Annotated in this window: 16 protein-coding genes; 8 read left to right on the forward strand and 8 right to left on the reverse strand. The window is 71.2% G+C overall.

The window, feature by feature from the left end; translation table 11 throughout:
• Positions 1-167 precede the first annotated feature (167 nt).
• The gene (locus J8M50_RS44075; protein WP_010357105.1) at positions 168-899 is read right to left on the reverse strand and encodes a DUF7873 family protein; all 732 of its coding nucleotides are present in this window, start codon (positions 897-899) and stop codon (positions 168-170) included.
• Between the two features lie 102 nt (positions 900-1,001).
• Here J8M50_RS44075 and J8M50_RS44080 point away from each other — a divergent pair, with 102 nt between their 5' ends.
• Entirely contained in the window at positions 1,002-1,553 is a 552-nt protein-coding gene (locus tag J8M50_RS44080; protein WP_010357106.1) for a CAP family protein, read from the forward strand.
• A 30-nt stretch (positions 1,554-1,583) separates the two neighbouring features.
• Positions 1,584-1,997: an HIT family protein gene (locus J8M50_RS44085; protein ID WP_010357108.1), complete on the forward strand. Its 414-nt coding sequence runs from the start codon at positions 1,584-1,586 to the stop codon at positions 1,995-1,997.
• A 9-nt stretch (positions 1,998-2,006) separates the two neighbouring features.
• Here the strand turns inward: J8M50_RS44085 and J8M50_RS44090 are convergent, their stop codons facing one another.
• From J8M50_RS44090 to J8M50_RS44100, 3 genes are all read right to left on the reverse strand, one after another.
• Positions 2,007-3,149: a cytochrome P450 gene (locus tag J8M50_RS44090; protein ID WP_010357110.1), complete on the reverse strand. Its 1,143-nt coding sequence runs from the start codon at positions 3,147-3,149 to the stop codon at positions 2,007-2,009.
• Positions 3,150-3,219: 70 nt separating this feature from the next.
• Entirely contained in the window at positions 3,220-4,269 is a 1,050-nt protein-coding gene (locus J8M50_RS44095; RefSeq protein WP_010357111.1) for a sulfotransferase family protein, read from the reverse strand.
• A 1-nt stretch (position 4,270) separates the two neighbouring features.
• Positions 4,271-5,602 carry a pyridoxal phosphate-dependent decarboxylase family protein gene (locus tag J8M50_RS44100; RefSeq protein ID WP_010357112.1) on the reverse strand — a complete coding sequence of 444 codons (1,332 nt, stop codon included), beginning with the start codon at positions 5,600-5,602 and terminating at the stop codon, positions 4,271-4,273.
• A 164-nt stretch (positions 5,603-5,766) separates the two neighbouring features.
• Between J8M50_RS44100 and J8M50_RS44105 the strand changes: the two genes are divergently transcribed.
• The 4 genes from J8M50_RS44105 to J8M50_RS44120 all read left to right on the forward strand — a co-directional run bounded on the left by J8M50_RS44105 (position 5,767) and on the right by J8M50_RS44120 (position 8,954).
• A complete protein-coding gene (locus tag J8M50_RS44105) occupies positions 5,767-6,981 on the forward strand; it encodes an FAD-dependent oxidoreductase (protein WP_075660810.1) in 1,215 nt (404 codons plus the stop codon).
• A 164-nt stretch (positions 6,982-7,145) separates the two neighbouring features.
• On the forward strand, positions 7,146-8,144 hold the full coding sequence (locus J8M50_RS44110) for an alpha/beta fold hydrolase (RefSeq protein ID WP_010357115.1): 999 nt from the start codon (positions 7,146-7,148) through the stop codon (positions 8,142-8,144).
• A 32-nt stretch (positions 8,145-8,176) separates the two neighbouring features.
• The gene (locus tag J8M50_RS44115) at positions 8,177-8,356 is read left to right on the forward strand and encodes a hypothetical protein (protein WP_010357116.1); all 180 of its coding nucleotides are present in this window, start codon (positions 8,177-8,179) and stop codon (positions 8,354-8,356) included.
• A 46-nt stretch (positions 8,357-8,402) separates the two neighbouring features.
• Positions 8,403-8,954, forward strand: coding sequence for a CGNR zinc finger domain-containing protein (locus J8M50_RS44120; protein ID WP_010357119.1), 552 nt, complete (start codon positions 8,403-8,405; stop codon positions 8,952-8,954).
• Between the two features lie 4 nt (positions 8,955-8,958).
• Here the strand turns inward: J8M50_RS44120 and J8M50_RS44125 are convergent, their stop codons facing one another.
• Positions 8,959-9,582, reverse strand: a complete 624-nt coding sequence (locus J8M50_RS44125; RefSeq protein WP_010357120.1) for a TetR/AcrR family transcriptional regulator — start codon at positions 9,580-9,582, stop codon at positions 8,959-8,961.
• Between the two features lie 97 nt (positions 9,583-9,679).
• Between J8M50_RS44125 and J8M50_RS44130 the strand changes: the two genes are divergently transcribed.
• Positions 9,680-10,453, forward strand: a complete 774-nt coding sequence (locus tag J8M50_RS44130) for an SDR family NAD(P)-dependent oxidoreductase (protein WP_010357121.1) — start codon at positions 9,680-9,682, stop codon at positions 10,451-10,453.
• Between the two features lie 102 nt (positions 10,454-10,555).
• On the opposite strand, the gene J8M50_RS44135 is transcribed toward J8M50_RS44130, so the two are convergent.
• Positions 10,556-11,335: an MBL fold metallo-hydrolase gene (locus tag J8M50_RS44135; protein ID WP_010357122.1), complete on the reverse strand. Its 780-nt coding sequence runs from the start codon at positions 11,333-11,335 to the stop codon at positions 10,556-10,558.
• Positions 11,336-11,438: 103 nt separating this feature from the next.
• Here J8M50_RS44135 and J8M50_RS44140 point away from each other — a divergent pair, with 103 nt between their 5' ends.
• Positions 11,439-12,317 (forward strand): AraC family transcriptional regulator, encoded by an 879-nt coding sequence (locus J8M50_RS44140; protein ID WP_010357123.1) that lies wholly within the window; start codon positions 11,439-11,441, stop codon positions 12,315-12,317.
• Between the two features lie 271 nt (positions 12,318-12,588).
• Here J8M50_RS44140 and J8M50_RS44145 read toward each other — a convergent pair whose 3' ends face one another.
• Positions 12,589-12,900 (reverse strand): hypothetical protein, encoded by a 312-nt coding sequence (locus J8M50_RS44145; RefSeq protein ID WP_010357124.1) that lies wholly within the window; start codon positions 12,898-12,900, stop codon positions 12,589-12,591.
• On the reverse strand, positions 12,897-13,580 hold the full coding sequence (locus J8M50_RS44150) for a GNAT family N-acetyltransferase (RefSeq protein ID WP_010357127.1): 684 nt from the start codon (positions 13,578-13,580) through the stop codon (positions 12,897-12,899). The genes J8M50_RS44145 and J8M50_RS44150 overlap by 4 nt, the downstream gene beginning before the upstream one ends.
• Between the last annotated feature and the right edge of the window lie 904 nt (positions 13,581-14,484).

A 14,484-nucleotide genomic window follows, 5' to 3' on the forward strand; every position in this document is an offset into this window, starting at 1 on the left:
TACCCCGGCGTGTGGTGCCGGGGGAAGGACTCGAACCTTCACTGTGACCGCGTTTTTCAGGCTGAACGTCTCAGTTTCAGCTTGCGCTCCCACGTGGACCGGTCCTCATGGCCGGCCCGCGCATGTCGCGCACCCCCGCGCTCGCACGCGGGGGCGATCTGGGGGTGTCAGCTGAACAGGTAGCCGAACACCGCGTCCCCGACCCGTCGGTCGGTGACCTCCGTGCCGTTGGCCTCCTCGCGGGCGAACTTCACGGCCTGCTGCAACTTCTCGACGCGATCGAGGAGTTCGTTGACCCGCCGGGCGGGCAGCGCGCCGGAGAACTTCACGGTCGTCCAGTACCCGATCGGTACGTCCTCGTAGTACACCTCGACCTGAGCCGGGTGCTTCTCGGTCGCCTCGGCCTTGACGTGGTTGCGCGGCGTCTTCTTCGTACGGATCGTCCGTACGGGGTCCGTCTTCCACCAGTCCGTCGACGGGTCGAGGGACCAGGACTCGGCGCCGTCCAGCACGGGCAGCTTCTTGACGAAGGTGTGCAGATCGGTGAGCTGCTTCTCCAGGAACAGCAGATAGCTCACCGGCACGTCCGCGACGACCGTCCGCCCGTCGACCACGACGTCCGCGCGGGCCGCGCAGTTCGCCCAGTCCTTCGTCGCCGTCACGTCGAAGAGCCGCGTCAGCGACACGGACATCTCCCGCAGCACGTCCTCCGCCTTGACCTGAACCCGCGTGGACTCGGGCGGCAACTGCTCGCCCTCCTCGTCCTTCGGCTGGTACGTACGCGAGATCCCGGCCAGCAGCGCAGGCTTCTGCACCTTGTGATGCGCGACGGTGATGTCCTGGAACGACTTGCTCTTGACGCCCTTTTCGACAGCGATGATCTGGTTGAGCTTCGCCATGTGGCCCCCCTTCGAACAGGGGAAAACGTAGCGGACACACGGCAGTCGGGTCGCGCGATTATTTACCGGTGACCCGCACGCCACGATGATCGTTACGGCGGCATGAGAACGATCACGCGCCGAGCCGCCCTCACCACCCTCCTCACCACGATCGCCGCCCTGGCCCTCGCGGCCCCCGCCGCGCCCCGCGCCGCCGCGGACCCGGCGTTCGACCAGCAGGTCCTCCAGCGGACCAACGACGACCGCGCCCGGCACGAGGTCCCGGCGGTCACCCTGGACCCCGAGATCAGCCGCTGGGCGCAGGAGTGGGCCGACCGCCTGGCCGCCGTCCAGCGCCTCGACCACCGCCCCAACAACAAGTACGGCGAGAACCTCCACTACACGTGGCGCTCCGACGGCACCTCGCCGACCGGCACCGAGGTCGTGGACGCCTGGTACAACCAGGTCCGCTCGTACACCTATTACGGCCGTGAGCCCGACATGGGCACCTTCAAGGACTGGGGCCTGTTCAGCCAGGTCGTGTGGAAGTCCTCCGCCCGCATCGGCGTCGGCATGGCGAAGACCACCAACGGCAAGACGTACGTCGTCGTCGACTACGCACCGGCGGGAAACGTCGCGGGCCAGTACGCGGAGAACGTCCTGCCGCCCAAGTGACGTACGGGAACGCGGTGACAGACTGATCCCATGTCGACACTCTTCACCCGCATCCTCTCCGGCGAACTCCCCGGCCGTTTCGTCTGGGAGGACGACCGGGCCGCCGCGTTCCTGAGCATCGCCCCCCTCACGCCCGGCCACACCCTCGTCGTCCCCCGCGAGGAGGTGGACCGCTGGACCGACGCGGACGGCGAACTCCTCGCGCACTGCGTGTCCGTGGCCCAGAAGATCGGCCGAGCCGCCCAGCACGCGTGGGACGCACCCCGCGTCGGCCTGATCGTCGCCGGTTTCGAGGTCCCCCACATGCACATCCACGTCGCGCCGGTCTGGGAGATGGGCGACTTCGATTTCTCCAAGGCGGAGATCGAGAAGGACGAGACGAAACTGGACGAGGCGGCGGACCGACTGCGGGCGGCGCTGCGGGAGTTGGGGTACGTGTCGTAGGCCACCGGTTCACCACGCGACAGGCAGCCGCCCCACCCCACCTGTCAACGCCCCGTTCCGCCAACCGAGTTCACGCGCCGGAACGGCAAGTCGCAGGCGGGGGAAGCGCGTCACGACGGCGGCCAGCGCCGTTTCGAGCAGCAGTACGGCCAGCCGCGCGCCGACGCAGTAGTGCGGCCCGTACCCGAACGCCAGGTGCGGGACGGGCCGCCGGGTGATGTCGAAGACGTCCGGGTCCGGGTATACGGCGGGGTCGCGATCGGCGTAGGCGTGCGCGGGGATGACCGCCTCGCCCGCGCGGACGTCGGTCGCGCCGATCCTGAGACCCACGAGGGCGAGCCGGGGGAAGGACATGTCCCCGGCGGCGTCGAAACGGAGGATCTCCGTCACGGCCTGCGGGACGAGGGCGGCGGTGAGGGCGGCGTACTGGGCGGGGCGGTTGAGGAGGCAGAGCAGGCCGTTGGTGAGGACGGCGGCGGTGGTGGTGCTCCCGGCCACGAACAAATTGACGGCTACGGCGGTGAGTTCGCGGCGGGAGAGGAGGCCGGTGCGGTGGGCTTGGGTGAGGTCGGCGAGGAGGCCCGGGGCGAGGTTCGGCTCGGTGGTCAGGGACGTGAAGTGGTCGCGGAGCGCCTCGTGGCCGGCGCGGGCCTCGTCCGGTGGACCGGTGAGGGAGAGCTTCTGGTGGGACCAGTCGAGGAGTTGGGTGCGGTCGGGGTGGGGGACGCCGAGGAGGTCGCAGACGGTGTGGGTGACCAGGGGGACGGAGAACTCGGCGTGCAGGTCGGTGGGTTGGCGTAGGAGGTGGTCGGCGAGGCGCTGAACAGGGGCGCGCAGCGCGTGAATCAGGGGTGGGCGGAACGCCGGTGCGCACAGGCGGCGCAGCCGGGTGTGGTCCGGCGGGTCGACGCCGATGAGGCTGGGCTCGTCCAGGTCGGCGTGGGTGAAGCGGGGGCCGCCGGGGGTGGTGAACATGGCTCGGCGGCTCAATCGGGGGTCCGCGAGGGCCTGTTGGACGTCGGCGTGGCGGACCGCGAGGTGGGCGGGGTGGCCGCTGGGCATGAGGACGCGGGGGAGGGTGTGTTGGTGGAGGAGGTCCAGGTGGGGCATGGGGGAGAGGGAGTTCGTGCGGTCGAAGGGGTAGCGGAGCACGGGGCCTCCGGGGCTCGATGACTGGTTTGGCGACTGGTTCGGCCCGAAGCCGCAGGGGCGGCCCGCACTGTTAGGTGAGCCCGAAGTCGCCGGGTGCGTACCGGTGTTGGGTGGTCCGGCGTCGGCTCGCCTCGGTGCGTAGGCGGTCGAGAGTCTGGGGTGGGGTGGGGAGCCCGAGGGCGGTGAAGACGCGGCTCGCGGTGGTGACCGGGTCGGCGGACAGTTCGTCGTACGGAACGTGGACCGTGACGCCGGGGAACGCGTCGAGGCGCTCCGAGCCGAGGCGCAGCGCCGCGTGCAGTTGGCGGCCGATCTCGTGGGGGTCGGCGTGCGCGCTGCGCTTCCTGCGGGCGTGGAGGGCCAGGCTGCACGCCGAGGCCGTCGCGCGCAGGGGGTCGCGGTGGAGGGTGACCAGGGTGAGGCGGGGGTAGACGGCGGCGAGGGACGGGAGGTGCCAGAGGTGCGAGGGGCTCTTCAGGAGGAGGCGGGCGCCCGGGGGTGCGGGGCGGCGGGCCAGGATGTGGGCGAGCTGGAGGCGGTGCAGCCGGTACGCGGCGGTGAGGTCCTGCTCCAGGAGCCAGTCCGCGTACGACGGGACGCGGTAACTGATCAGTCCCAGCACCGAGTTGTGGAAGTCCGTCGTCATCAGGTACTCGCACTCCTCCGGCGCCCGCGCGCTCATCGGATGGATGGCGCGCAGGGCGGGCGCCGCCCGGTAGTACGCGGCGACCGCCCGGCCCGTCGACGCGATCAGCTCGGCGTCGGTGACACCGGGCGGGGAGACCGGGTGGGTGAGTTCCCAGAGTCGGACCGCGTGCAGGCCGGGGTGGCGGGCGAGGAGCCGGTGCAGGAGCGTGCTGCCGGTGCGGGGCGGGCCGACGATGACGACGGGGTCGTGCAGGGCGGCGGGGGCGGGGCACGGGCGTTCGTGCAGACGGAGGCGGTGGACGAGCGCGCTGCGCAGGGTGTCGTGGGCCTCCGCCAAGCCCCGCGCGTGGAGACGGGCCTCGGTGGTCAACGCGTGGACGAGCCGGTCGAGGGCTTCCCGGTACCCGGTCGGGCCGAAGTCGCTCAGACCGGTCAACTCGGCGGCCTCGGCGTGCAGTTGATCCGGGCGCATCTCAGGACAGCTCCCGCAGCCGCCGCACCACGCTCTTCAACTCCCCCAGATCCGCACGCGGATTGATCGTGCACAGCCGGAACACCCGTTCCCCGTCCACGGTCGTCGGCATCACCAGCGCGTCCCCCTCCTCCCGCAGCTCCCGGCAGACCCGGTCCGCGTCCGCCCCGGGGCAGCGGAACGTCAGCACGGCGAGCGACGGCGCGGTCACCAGCTCCACCCCCGGCTCGGCGTCGATGAACCGCCCCAACTCCTCGGCGTTGCGCATCCCTTGGGCGACCGCGTCCCGGAAGGCGTCGGCGCCGAACACCTTCAGCGAGAGCCAGAGCCGCAACGCCCGGAACTCCCGGGTCAGTTGGATGCCGTACTGCATGAAGTCGCCGTCGCCGCCCATGTTTTCACCGAGATAGCCAGGAAGCCGCACCCCGAACGTCTCCCGCAGCTCCCGGGGCCGACGCAGCAGCACGCACCCCAACTCGGCAGGCTGGAACAGCCACTTGTGCGGATCGACGGTCCACGAGTCGGCGAGCCCGAGCCCGTCCAGCGCCTCCCGCCCTGCCTCGGTCAGCGCGGCGGCAGCTCCGAACGCCCCGTCCACGTGCAGCCACAACCCCTCCGCCCGGCAGAACTCGGCGAGTTCGGGCAGCGGATCGACAGCCCCCGTACTCGTCGTCCCCGCGTTCGCGACCACGGCGAACGGACGCCGCCCCGCACACCGATCCCGCCGCACCGCCGACGCGAGCACCTCGACGTCCAGCCGCTGCGCCCCGTCGGACGGCAACTGCTGGGCGCCGACACCCAGCACATGCAGCGCGCGGGGTATGGAGAAATGGGCCTGATCGGAGAAGTAGGCGACCCCGGCCCCGACTTGATCCCGCGCCACCGTCAACGCCGTGAGATTGGCCAGTGAACCCCCCGGCACGAACAACCCACCGACCCCCTCCGGCAACCCCAACAACTCCACCACCCAGCGCACAGCGGCGAGTTCGACGTCCGCCGCCCCGGCCCCGGTCAGCCGCCACCCACCCGGCACCGCGAACCCCGTCGCCAGCATCGAGGCCAGCACACCGACGAAATTCCCGGGACTCGGCACGAACGCGAGGAACCGAGGGTGATCCGGATGCGCGTTCCCCGACGTCAGCAGCCGGTACGTCTCCTCCAGCACCGCCATGGGGTCCACCGCCGGTTCCCACGGCACCCCCTCGTGAGCCGGCCACCCCTCCCGCCCGGACACCGGCCCGTCCCCCAACCGGGACAGGTGCTCGACGACCATGTCGACGCCCCGATACCCCAGCGCGCGCATCACGTCCTCGGACAACCGCAGGTGTGTCAACAGCGCCCCTTTCCTGACCAGTTGTCACCGCACAAGGGGAACAACTGCCCATGTTCGAATTGCGGCGAAACGTCAGGAAGGGAACGGAGTCCGAGGCCCCGGCACCGACGGAGGAAACGCCGCCGAAGCACCCGCAGAAGCCGCGCCCCGTCGTGAAATCATCGATGAACAGGGGCATTTCCCCCCTCGGCCGAGCGGAAGGTGAAGCGGTGGCGCGAGTACTGGTCGTCGGTGGTGGGATCGCGGGCGCGGCAGCGGCGTTGGCTCTGGACAGGGCGGGGCTGGACGTCGAGGTGTTCGAGGCGCATCCGGACGCGGCGGAGGACATCGGGGCGTTCCTGACGCTCGCCAGCAACGGGATGCGCGCGCTGCGGGAGATCGGCGCGACAGAGGCCGTGACCGCGATCGGGTTTCCGCTGAGGTCGATCCGCCTGCTGGAGAGCACGGGTGTGGAGGCGGCGCACGCGCCGATGGGCGAGGCGGCGGACCCGGCGCTGAACTTCCGCTGCCTGCGCCGGGGTGAGTTCGCGGTCGCGCTCCAGCAGGAGGTCGTACGGCGCGGGATCCCGGTGCGGTACGGCGCCCGCCTCACGCACATCGAGGAGCAACCCGGCGCTGTCACCGCCCACTTCGCCGACGGCGCCACAGCGACCGGCGACCTGCTCCTCGGCGCCGACGGCCTCAACTCGGTGGTCCGGCAGACGGTCGCGCCCGACGCGCAGTCGGCGTACGCGGGCCAGTACGTCTTCTACGGCTACACCGCCGACGCCCGCCCCGCCGCCGAGACCGACTGCTTCACCATGGTCCGGGGCAGCGAGACGGCGTTCGGGTTCGCGTGTTCGCCGGACGGCGAGACGTACTGGTTCGCGCGAGTCGGCGGCGACCCGCTGACCGCCGAGCGGATCGCGGAGGAAACCCCGGCGGGCTGGCGCGAGTTGCTCGTACCGCTCCTGCGCAAGGACGACACCCCGGCCGCCGACATGGTCGCCGCCACCCCCGACCAGCTCATGGTCACCAACGCGACGGAACTCCCGGTCGGCATGCCCTGGCGCTCCGGCCGGACCCTGGTCCTCGGCGACGCGGCCCACGCGGCGTCCCCCGCGACCGGCCAGGGCGCCTCGATGGCGCTGGAGGACGCCGTCGTCCTCGCGAAGTGCCTGCGCGACCTGCCGGACACCGACGCGGCCCTTGACCGGTACGAGTCGCTGCGCCGCCCGCGCGTGGAGCACAACATCGTCGCCAGCGGCGCCATGTCGCGGGGCACGTACAACGCGACCGACGCGAACGGCCGCCCGGTCGGCAAGACGCGGCCCGGCGACGACACCCTGGCGCAGCTCCTCGACTGGGAGGCCGATATCACGGACTTCCCGACGGAGTGACGTAGGCGTCACCGGTCTGGGGCGGTACGGCGACTTCTCGCCGTACCGCTCTTTTTGCGTCACATCGCTCAGTGGATTCACGCTGCCCGATTGACGTCACCGGTTAAACCGGTGACGATAACCGTGTCGGCACCCCGCTCGGCACCTCGCGAAGGGAAATCCACATGATCGGCAGGCGCACCTTCACCAAGGCGATGGGCACGGGCGTCGCGGCCGTCTCGCTCGGCGGCATCCGTACGGCGTCGGCCGCACCCTCCGACTTCCCGCAGCAGGTCAAGCAGGTGCGAGCCGGTCTCCTGGACGTCGGCTACGCCGAACTCGGCCCCGCGCACGGCCCCGTCGTGATCTGCCTGCACGGCTGGCCCTACGACATTCACAGCTACGCCGAGGCCGCCCCGCTGCTCGCGGCCCAGGGATACCGCGTGATCGTCCCGTACCTGCGCGGCCACGGCACGACCCGCTTCCTCTCCGAGAAGACCGTCCGCAACGCCCAGCAGTCCGCGATCGCCCTGGACCTCCTCGCCCTGATGGACGCGTTGAAGATCGAGCGGGCCGTGCTCGCCGGCTTCGACTGGGGATCGCGGACCGCCGACATCGTCGCCGCGCTGTGGCCCGAGCGCTGCAAGGCCCTCGTCTCCGTGAGCGGCTACCTCGTCACCAACCGCGAGGCCAACCTGAAACCGCTGTCCGCGACGGCCGAACACGCCTGGTGGTACCAGTACTACTTCGCCACCGAACGCGGCAAGACCGCCCTGGAGACGAGGGACCTGCGCCGCGACCTGGCCCGCCTGGTCTGGGAGACCGCCTCCCCGACCTGGTCCTTCGACGACGCCACCTTCGACCGCGCTGCCGCCGCCTTCGACAACCCCGACTACCCGGCGATCGTCCTGCACAACTACCGCTGGCGCCTGAGCCTCGCGGACGGCGAACGCCGCTACGACGGACTGGAGAAGCGCCTCGCCGCGCGCCCCACGATCGGCGTCCCGACCATCACCCTCGACCCCGACCGCGACCCGTTCACCGCGCCGGGCGGCGGCTCGACGTACCGCGACAGGTTCACGGGCCCCTACGAACACCGCACCTTGACGGGCATCGGCCACAACGTCCCCCAGGAGGCGCCCGCCGCCTTTGCGCAGGCCGTCGTCGACGCAGACCGTCTCTAGCCAGACCGGTGACGAACGAAGGAGCAACGACCATGGAAGACAATGCCGCCACGATCCGCCGGGCGAGGTTCGGCAAGCTGCCCGAGCGTGTCCGGTACGACGAACTGGTCGAGGAGAGGCCCGCGACGCCGCAGGACCCGGCGCGCTTCGACTACGACGCGGAGGTCACCCGGCGTACTCTCGCCTGTCTCGCGCTCGATCTGGGGCTCTGAGCCTCTGAGGCTTGCCTCCGGGGTCGTCACCGTTCAGAATGGTGACGTGAACCTCGACCACGTCTTCGTCTGCGGTGACCCGGCGCTGGACTTCGCCGCCACCCTCCGGGCCCGCCGCTCCACCCGCTTCGAGATGTTCGCGGACCCCGACCGGCTCACCGCCTGGTACGTCGAGTCCGGCATCGTCGACGCGGTCTCCCCGGCGCGGGACAGTGACGTCGAGGAGGCGAAGGCCGTCCGGGAGGCGATCTACCGGCTGGTGACCACGCGCCGGCTGGGGGAGGCGTACGACGGGGCGGCGCTGACGGTCGTCAACAACGCGGCGCGCAAGCCGCCGGCCGTACCGCAGCTCACCCCGTCGGGTCGCTGGACGCAGGCGACGCCGCAGGAGGCGCTGTCGTCGGTCGCGCGGCGGGCCGTCGAACTGCTCAGCGGCCCCGACGTACCGCTCCTCAAGGAGTGCGGGAACCCGGAGTGCACCCGCACGTACATCGACCGGTCGCGGGGGACGCGGCGGCAGTGGTGCGGGATGGAGTCGTGCGGGAATAAGATCAAGGCGGCGGCGTACCGGGCGCGGAAGAAGACGGTGCCTGCGTAGGTGTCTAGGAAGGGTTCCGCGCCGGGGAGTTGGGGCTCGCCGCGCGCAGGTGGTCGATGCCGGTGTCCAGCGCCGCCTTGAGGTGGACCGAGTCACCCGTCGACATCATGATCATCACCCCGCCCTGGATCCCGGCGAGCAGCGACGCGGACGTCCGCTCCACGTCCAGCGCCGGTGACACCAGGCCCGCCGCCTGCAACTCCCGTACCCCCTGGGCGAGATGCTCCTGCCACCGCCGCATCAGCTCCACGACGACCGCCCGCGCGCCCGGCCGGTCCCGGCCCACCTGGAGGAACAGCGCGCCCAACGGGCAGTGGTCGCCGAGGCGTTCGTACCGCTCCACCACCACGTCCCGCAACTGCGCCCACGCCTCCCACGAGTTGAGCCGGCCGAGGAACGGCTGTTGGTCCTCCAGTACCTGTTCCGCCTCGAACCGGGCCACCGCCAGGAGCAGTTCGTCCTTCCCGTCGGGGAAGTAGTGGAAGAGCTGGCTCTTGCTGGTTCCCGTACGGCCCCGGATGTCGTCCAGCGTCGCGTGGGCGACGCCCAGTTCGCGCAGCACCTCCGTCGCCCCGGCGACGATCCGCTTCCTCGTCGCGCGGCCCTTCTCCGTCAGCGTGTCCGTCATGCCTCCCGAGCCTAGGACCGACTGGACTTGCCGGTCCATTTTCTGCGGAGCATCGTCGGGGTCGACCACTCCACGGCGTGTGTAGGGAGAGCGAGCCATGACCGACCGACTGCGCGACAAGACCGCCCTCGTCACTGGTTCGACCAGTAACATCGGCCGGGCCGTCGCCGAGGCGTTCGCCGCGGAGGGTGCCCATGTCGTCGTTTCGGGGCGTGACCGGGAACGCGGCGAACAGGTCGTCGACCGGATCCGTACGGCCGGTGGTCGCGCCGACTTCCTAGCGGCCGACCTCGACGGCAGCCCTTCCGCTTCGTGGGACCTCGCGGAACGCGCCCGCGCGGCGCTGGGCGGGCGGATCGACATCCTCGTCAACAACGCGGGCATCTACCCGGCGTCCCCCACCCTCGACACCGACGAGGAGACGTTCGACCGGCTGTTCGGCGTCAACGTCAAAGCGCCCTTCTACCTCACGGCCGCCGTCGTCCCCGCGATGACCGAAGCGGGCGGCGGCGCGATCGTCAACCTCGGCTCCTGGGTCGCCCGCCTCGGCATCTCCGGCGGGACCGTGTACAGCGCGACGAAGGGCGCGATGGAGACGCTGACCCGGGCGTGGGCGGCGGAGTTCGGGGCGCGGGGGGTCCGGGTCAACGCGGTCTCGCCGGGCGTGATCCTGCCGCCGACACCCGAGGGGGCCGAGCCGCACCCGGGCGAGATCATGATGAACGGGACGCCGGCGGGGGCGGTCGGGACGCCGGATGCTGTCGCGCAGGCGGTGGTGTGGCTGGCCAGTGACGAGGCGGGGTTCGTGCACGGGACGGTGGTCGATGTGGATGGCGGGCGGACGGGGGTTGCGGTGATTGCGGGGAGGTGAGGGGGATGGCGGCGGGCCCCGGGGTGAGTGGGCGAGCCTCGACGCCGCCCGCCGCCGTGGTGAGGGCGCTGCTGGTGTTCGCGCTATCCGCAGGCAACGCCGTCAGTGACCCGTGCCGAACAGGGAGCGGTTCGCGATGTCGATGAGGAAAGGGCCTGCGTACGAGGGGTGGCGGTCGACGATCGCCTTCTTGTACGCCTCGCCGTCCGTGCCGAGGAGTTCGCGCGCGTCGGTCAGGTAGCCGCGTACCCGGTCGTAGATTTCAGGGCCGGTGGGCAGGCCGTGGCCGGGGAGGATCGTGTCGTACGCGGGGTCGGCGGCGAGCGTGGCCAGCGTGCGTTCCCAGCCGGGGATGTCGTTGTTGCCGAGGTAGAGGTGGACGTCGTGGTAGATGACGTCCTGGGCGATCAGGACGCGCTGCTCGGGGAGCTTGACGACGATCTCGTCCTCGGCCTCGCCGCCGGTCAGCGCCTCGAAGACGAACCGGACACCGTCGATGACCTCGGTGCCGGGCACGAGGTCGACGGTGGGCGTGAAGGTGGCGGCGGGGATGGTCTCGCCCGTGGGCAGCACACTGTCGCCGCGCGCGATGATCTGCTCGCGGACCTGGGGCAGCGCGTGGACGGGTACGCCGAAACGGGCCGCGCCGTTGTAGTGGTCGGGGTGTGCGTGCGTGACGATCAGGCGGTCCAGCGGCTTGCCGAGGCCCTTCGCGTAGGCGACGGCCTCGTCCGCGTGGGCCGGGAGCAGTTGGGCGTCCACGGCGATGATTCGCGCCGGGGTCTCGATGAACTGGGTGGTGGCGTGGAAGGTGTCCGCCGGTGACATGTAGCTGTGGATACGGACGGGGCCTCTGTCGAGGACGGTAACGGTGCCGTTCATGGGAGCTCCAGATGGTGAAAGCGGTCTTCTTGCCTCACACTCTCGCCGCAAGGGCCCAGGCCGGGCGAGATGAGCCGGAGACTTCGGATGGTAGAACAAGGACATGATGCTTCCCGCAGGCGACGCGATCCCACGGCTGGGCTTCAACCCGCCCGACCCACGGGTCCCCGGCTTCGAGATCATCGGCCTCGCCGACCTGCACCACCGGCTGCGGCACGGGGTCCATCGCGTCGACTTCCACACCCTCACGCTGGTCACCGGCGGCAGCGGGGAACACACGGTCGACTTCGTGACGTACCCCTGCCGCCCCGGCACCCTGCTCCGGGTCCGCCCCGGCCAGGTCCAGCGCTACACCCTGCCGGGTACGGCCGACGGCCTCCACGTCCTGTTCGCACCGGCCTTCCCGCCCCCGTTCACCGGCGCCGGCCGACTCCTCGACGAGGGGGACGAGCCGGTGTGCAGACAACTGGGGGCGAGCCCTGAATACGCCGTACTCGCCACGCTTCTGGGGCAGTTGAGGGCGGAGTACGAGCGGACGGGGGCGGTGGGGGACTCGTACGGCCGGACTCCCTCCGTCGAGATCCTCCGGCATCTCCTCGCCACCGTCCTCCTCCAGGTCGACCGGCTGCCTCGGCCCGACGGCGGTGATCCGTACGCGGGCGGTGAGGTCTACGCCCGTTTCCGTGCCGAGCTGGAACGCTCCTACGCGACCACCCGACGCGCCGCCGACTACGCGCACCGCCTCGGCTACACGGTCAAGACCCTCACCCGCGCCTGCACCGCCGCGACGGGCCGCCCCGTCAAACACGTCATCGACGCCCGCGTCGCCCTGGAGGCGCAACGCCTCCTCGCCCACACGGACGAACCCGCGGCGACCATCGCCCGCCGCCTCGGCTTCCCCGAACCCACCAACTTCGGCAAGTTCTTCACGCGGCACACGGGGCTCACACCGGGGGCGTTCCGGGAGACACACCGCGCTTGACCGGGCGGGCGGCATTTCGCGGCAACCCGGTCCGCCGGGGAGAAGGCCGTCCCGCAGTCGGTGCAGGTGGCGCCACCGAAGAGGTACGTCAGCCTGCGGGCGACCTCCTCCTGTCCGTCGGCGAGAGCCCGGTCCCGTAGGCGTGCGTCGACGTTCCGGCGGGAGCAGTCGTCGCTGGACGCGAACAAGCTGACGCCGAGCCAGGGGCAGTCGACCTCGAACTTGCCCTCGGTCAGGTTGTGTTCGTCCCAGACCCCGACGCCCTCGAAGGCTAGGTACATCTGGAGGAGGCCGACGTACTCGGTGAGGTCCAGCGGGTGGTGAGGCGGGACAGTTCCGCGAGCGTGAATGTGTGGTCCTCGGACGCGGCGACGGCCTCGGGCATCCTCCGCGCGGACGACACGATCGGGCCTGCCGCGTACAGGATCCAGTGCCGTTGCGACGGGGCCCGGTCTGCCGCGAGCCGGGGGAGGGCCTCGACGCTTTCCGGGAACGTCGTGTCGAGGCCCGGGCGTTCCGGCCGGACGGTTTGCGGGTCGGCCTCGAAGCGGGCCAGGAGAGCTGCGGTGTCCTCGGGGGTCATGGCGTGCGGAAGCCCTGGAACGTCACCCTCTTGCGGGTGACGAAACCCAGGCGTTCGTACAGGGCTCGGGCCGCCGCGTTCGTCTCCGCCACGTGCAGGAACGGGCGTTCACCGCGCGCGAGGATGCGGGCGGACAGCGCGTCGACCAGGCGCGCGGCGTGGCCCCGGCCACGGGATGCGGGGTCCGTGCAGACCGCGCTGATCTCGGTCCAGCCCGGCGGGCGGAGGCGTTCGCCCGCCATCGCGACGAGCCTGCCGTCGGCTCGGACACCGAGGTACGTGCCGAGTTCGACCGTGCGCTTCCAGAACGGCCCCGGGCGGGTCCGCTCGACGAGGTCGAGCATCTCGGGTACGTCGTCGGCGCCCAACTCCACGATTCCCGCTGCCTGTTCGGGCTGCCTCTCCCCGCCCCACACCAACTGGCGTCCTTCGAGAACGAACACCGGCTCCCACCCGCCCGGCGGAACCGCCGGAGAACTGAACATGTCCGCGAACCCGTCCGGCCCGAGGAGCTCCGCGAGATCGTCCCAGTCTGCGGCGTCCGGCGCGACGGGCACGGCCGAGAACGTCGCCACGTCCGCCACATAAGTGACCGCCCCACCGACCCGGCGCGCAAGATGCGCGTGCCGCCCGCGCAACGATTCCCCCACAGGGTCGTCGAGCACCCCACCGTTCTCCATCACCCTCCGCCTTTCGGACCGTGCGTACCGGAATCGTCCGGCGATCATCGTACGTACCGCCTGGAGCACGGGATTCGCTTGCCCAGGAGTGACGACGGCCATGACCAGTGAGGTGGGTTCGCCGGGGTGGTACGAGGCGAGGCGGAGGATGCTGGCGGGCGTGGCGGGGTGGCGATGGCGAGCGGCCGGGCGTACTTCCCGGAGCGGTACGTGGTCAGGCGGGGGTGTTGGCGATGCCGAGCGGTGCGGTGCGCTCGGTGGGGTGGGGCGAGGTGGCGTCGGTTGTGAGGGGCGGCAGGGTGGTGACGGCGAGCGGTGCGGCGCGCTTGGCGGGGGGCGAGGCGGCGTGGGGTACGAGGTCCGGTGGGCTGGCGAGGGTGAGCGGCTGGGTGTACTTCCCGGAGCGGTACGCGGTCAGGTGGGGGGCGTTGGCGATGCCGAGCGGCGCGGCGTGCTTGGCGGGGGGCGAGGCGGCGTGGGGTACGAGGTCCGGTGGGCTGGCGAGGGTGAGCGGCTGGGTGTACTTCCCGGAGCGGTACGCGGTCAGGTGGGGGCGTTGGCGATGCCGAGCGGCGCGGCGTGCTTGGCGGGGCGGGCGAGGTGTTGCGGGTTACGAGGGACAGCGGGCTGGCGATGGCGATTGGTGCGGTGCGCTCGGTGAGGTGGGACGAAGCGGTGTGGGGTGTGAGGGGTGGCAGGCGGGTGATGCCGAGTGATGCGGCGAGCTTGGGTGGGGCGGGCGAGGTGGTGCAGTGCCGGGAGCGCGACGTCGGCGAGGAACGGCGGCAAGGCTGCGGCGTCAAGGACTGGGCCACGAGCGGTGAGACGACTGACATCATCTCCGCAGCTCCCGCAGCTCCCGCAGCTCCCGCAGCTCCCGCAGCTCCCGCAGCTCCCGCAGCTC

This window comes from Streptomyces acidiscabies, assembly GCF_020010905.1.
Classification (GTDB): Bacteria; Actinomycetota; Actinomycetes; order Streptomycetales; family Streptomycetaceae; genus Streptomyces; species Streptomyces acidiscabies.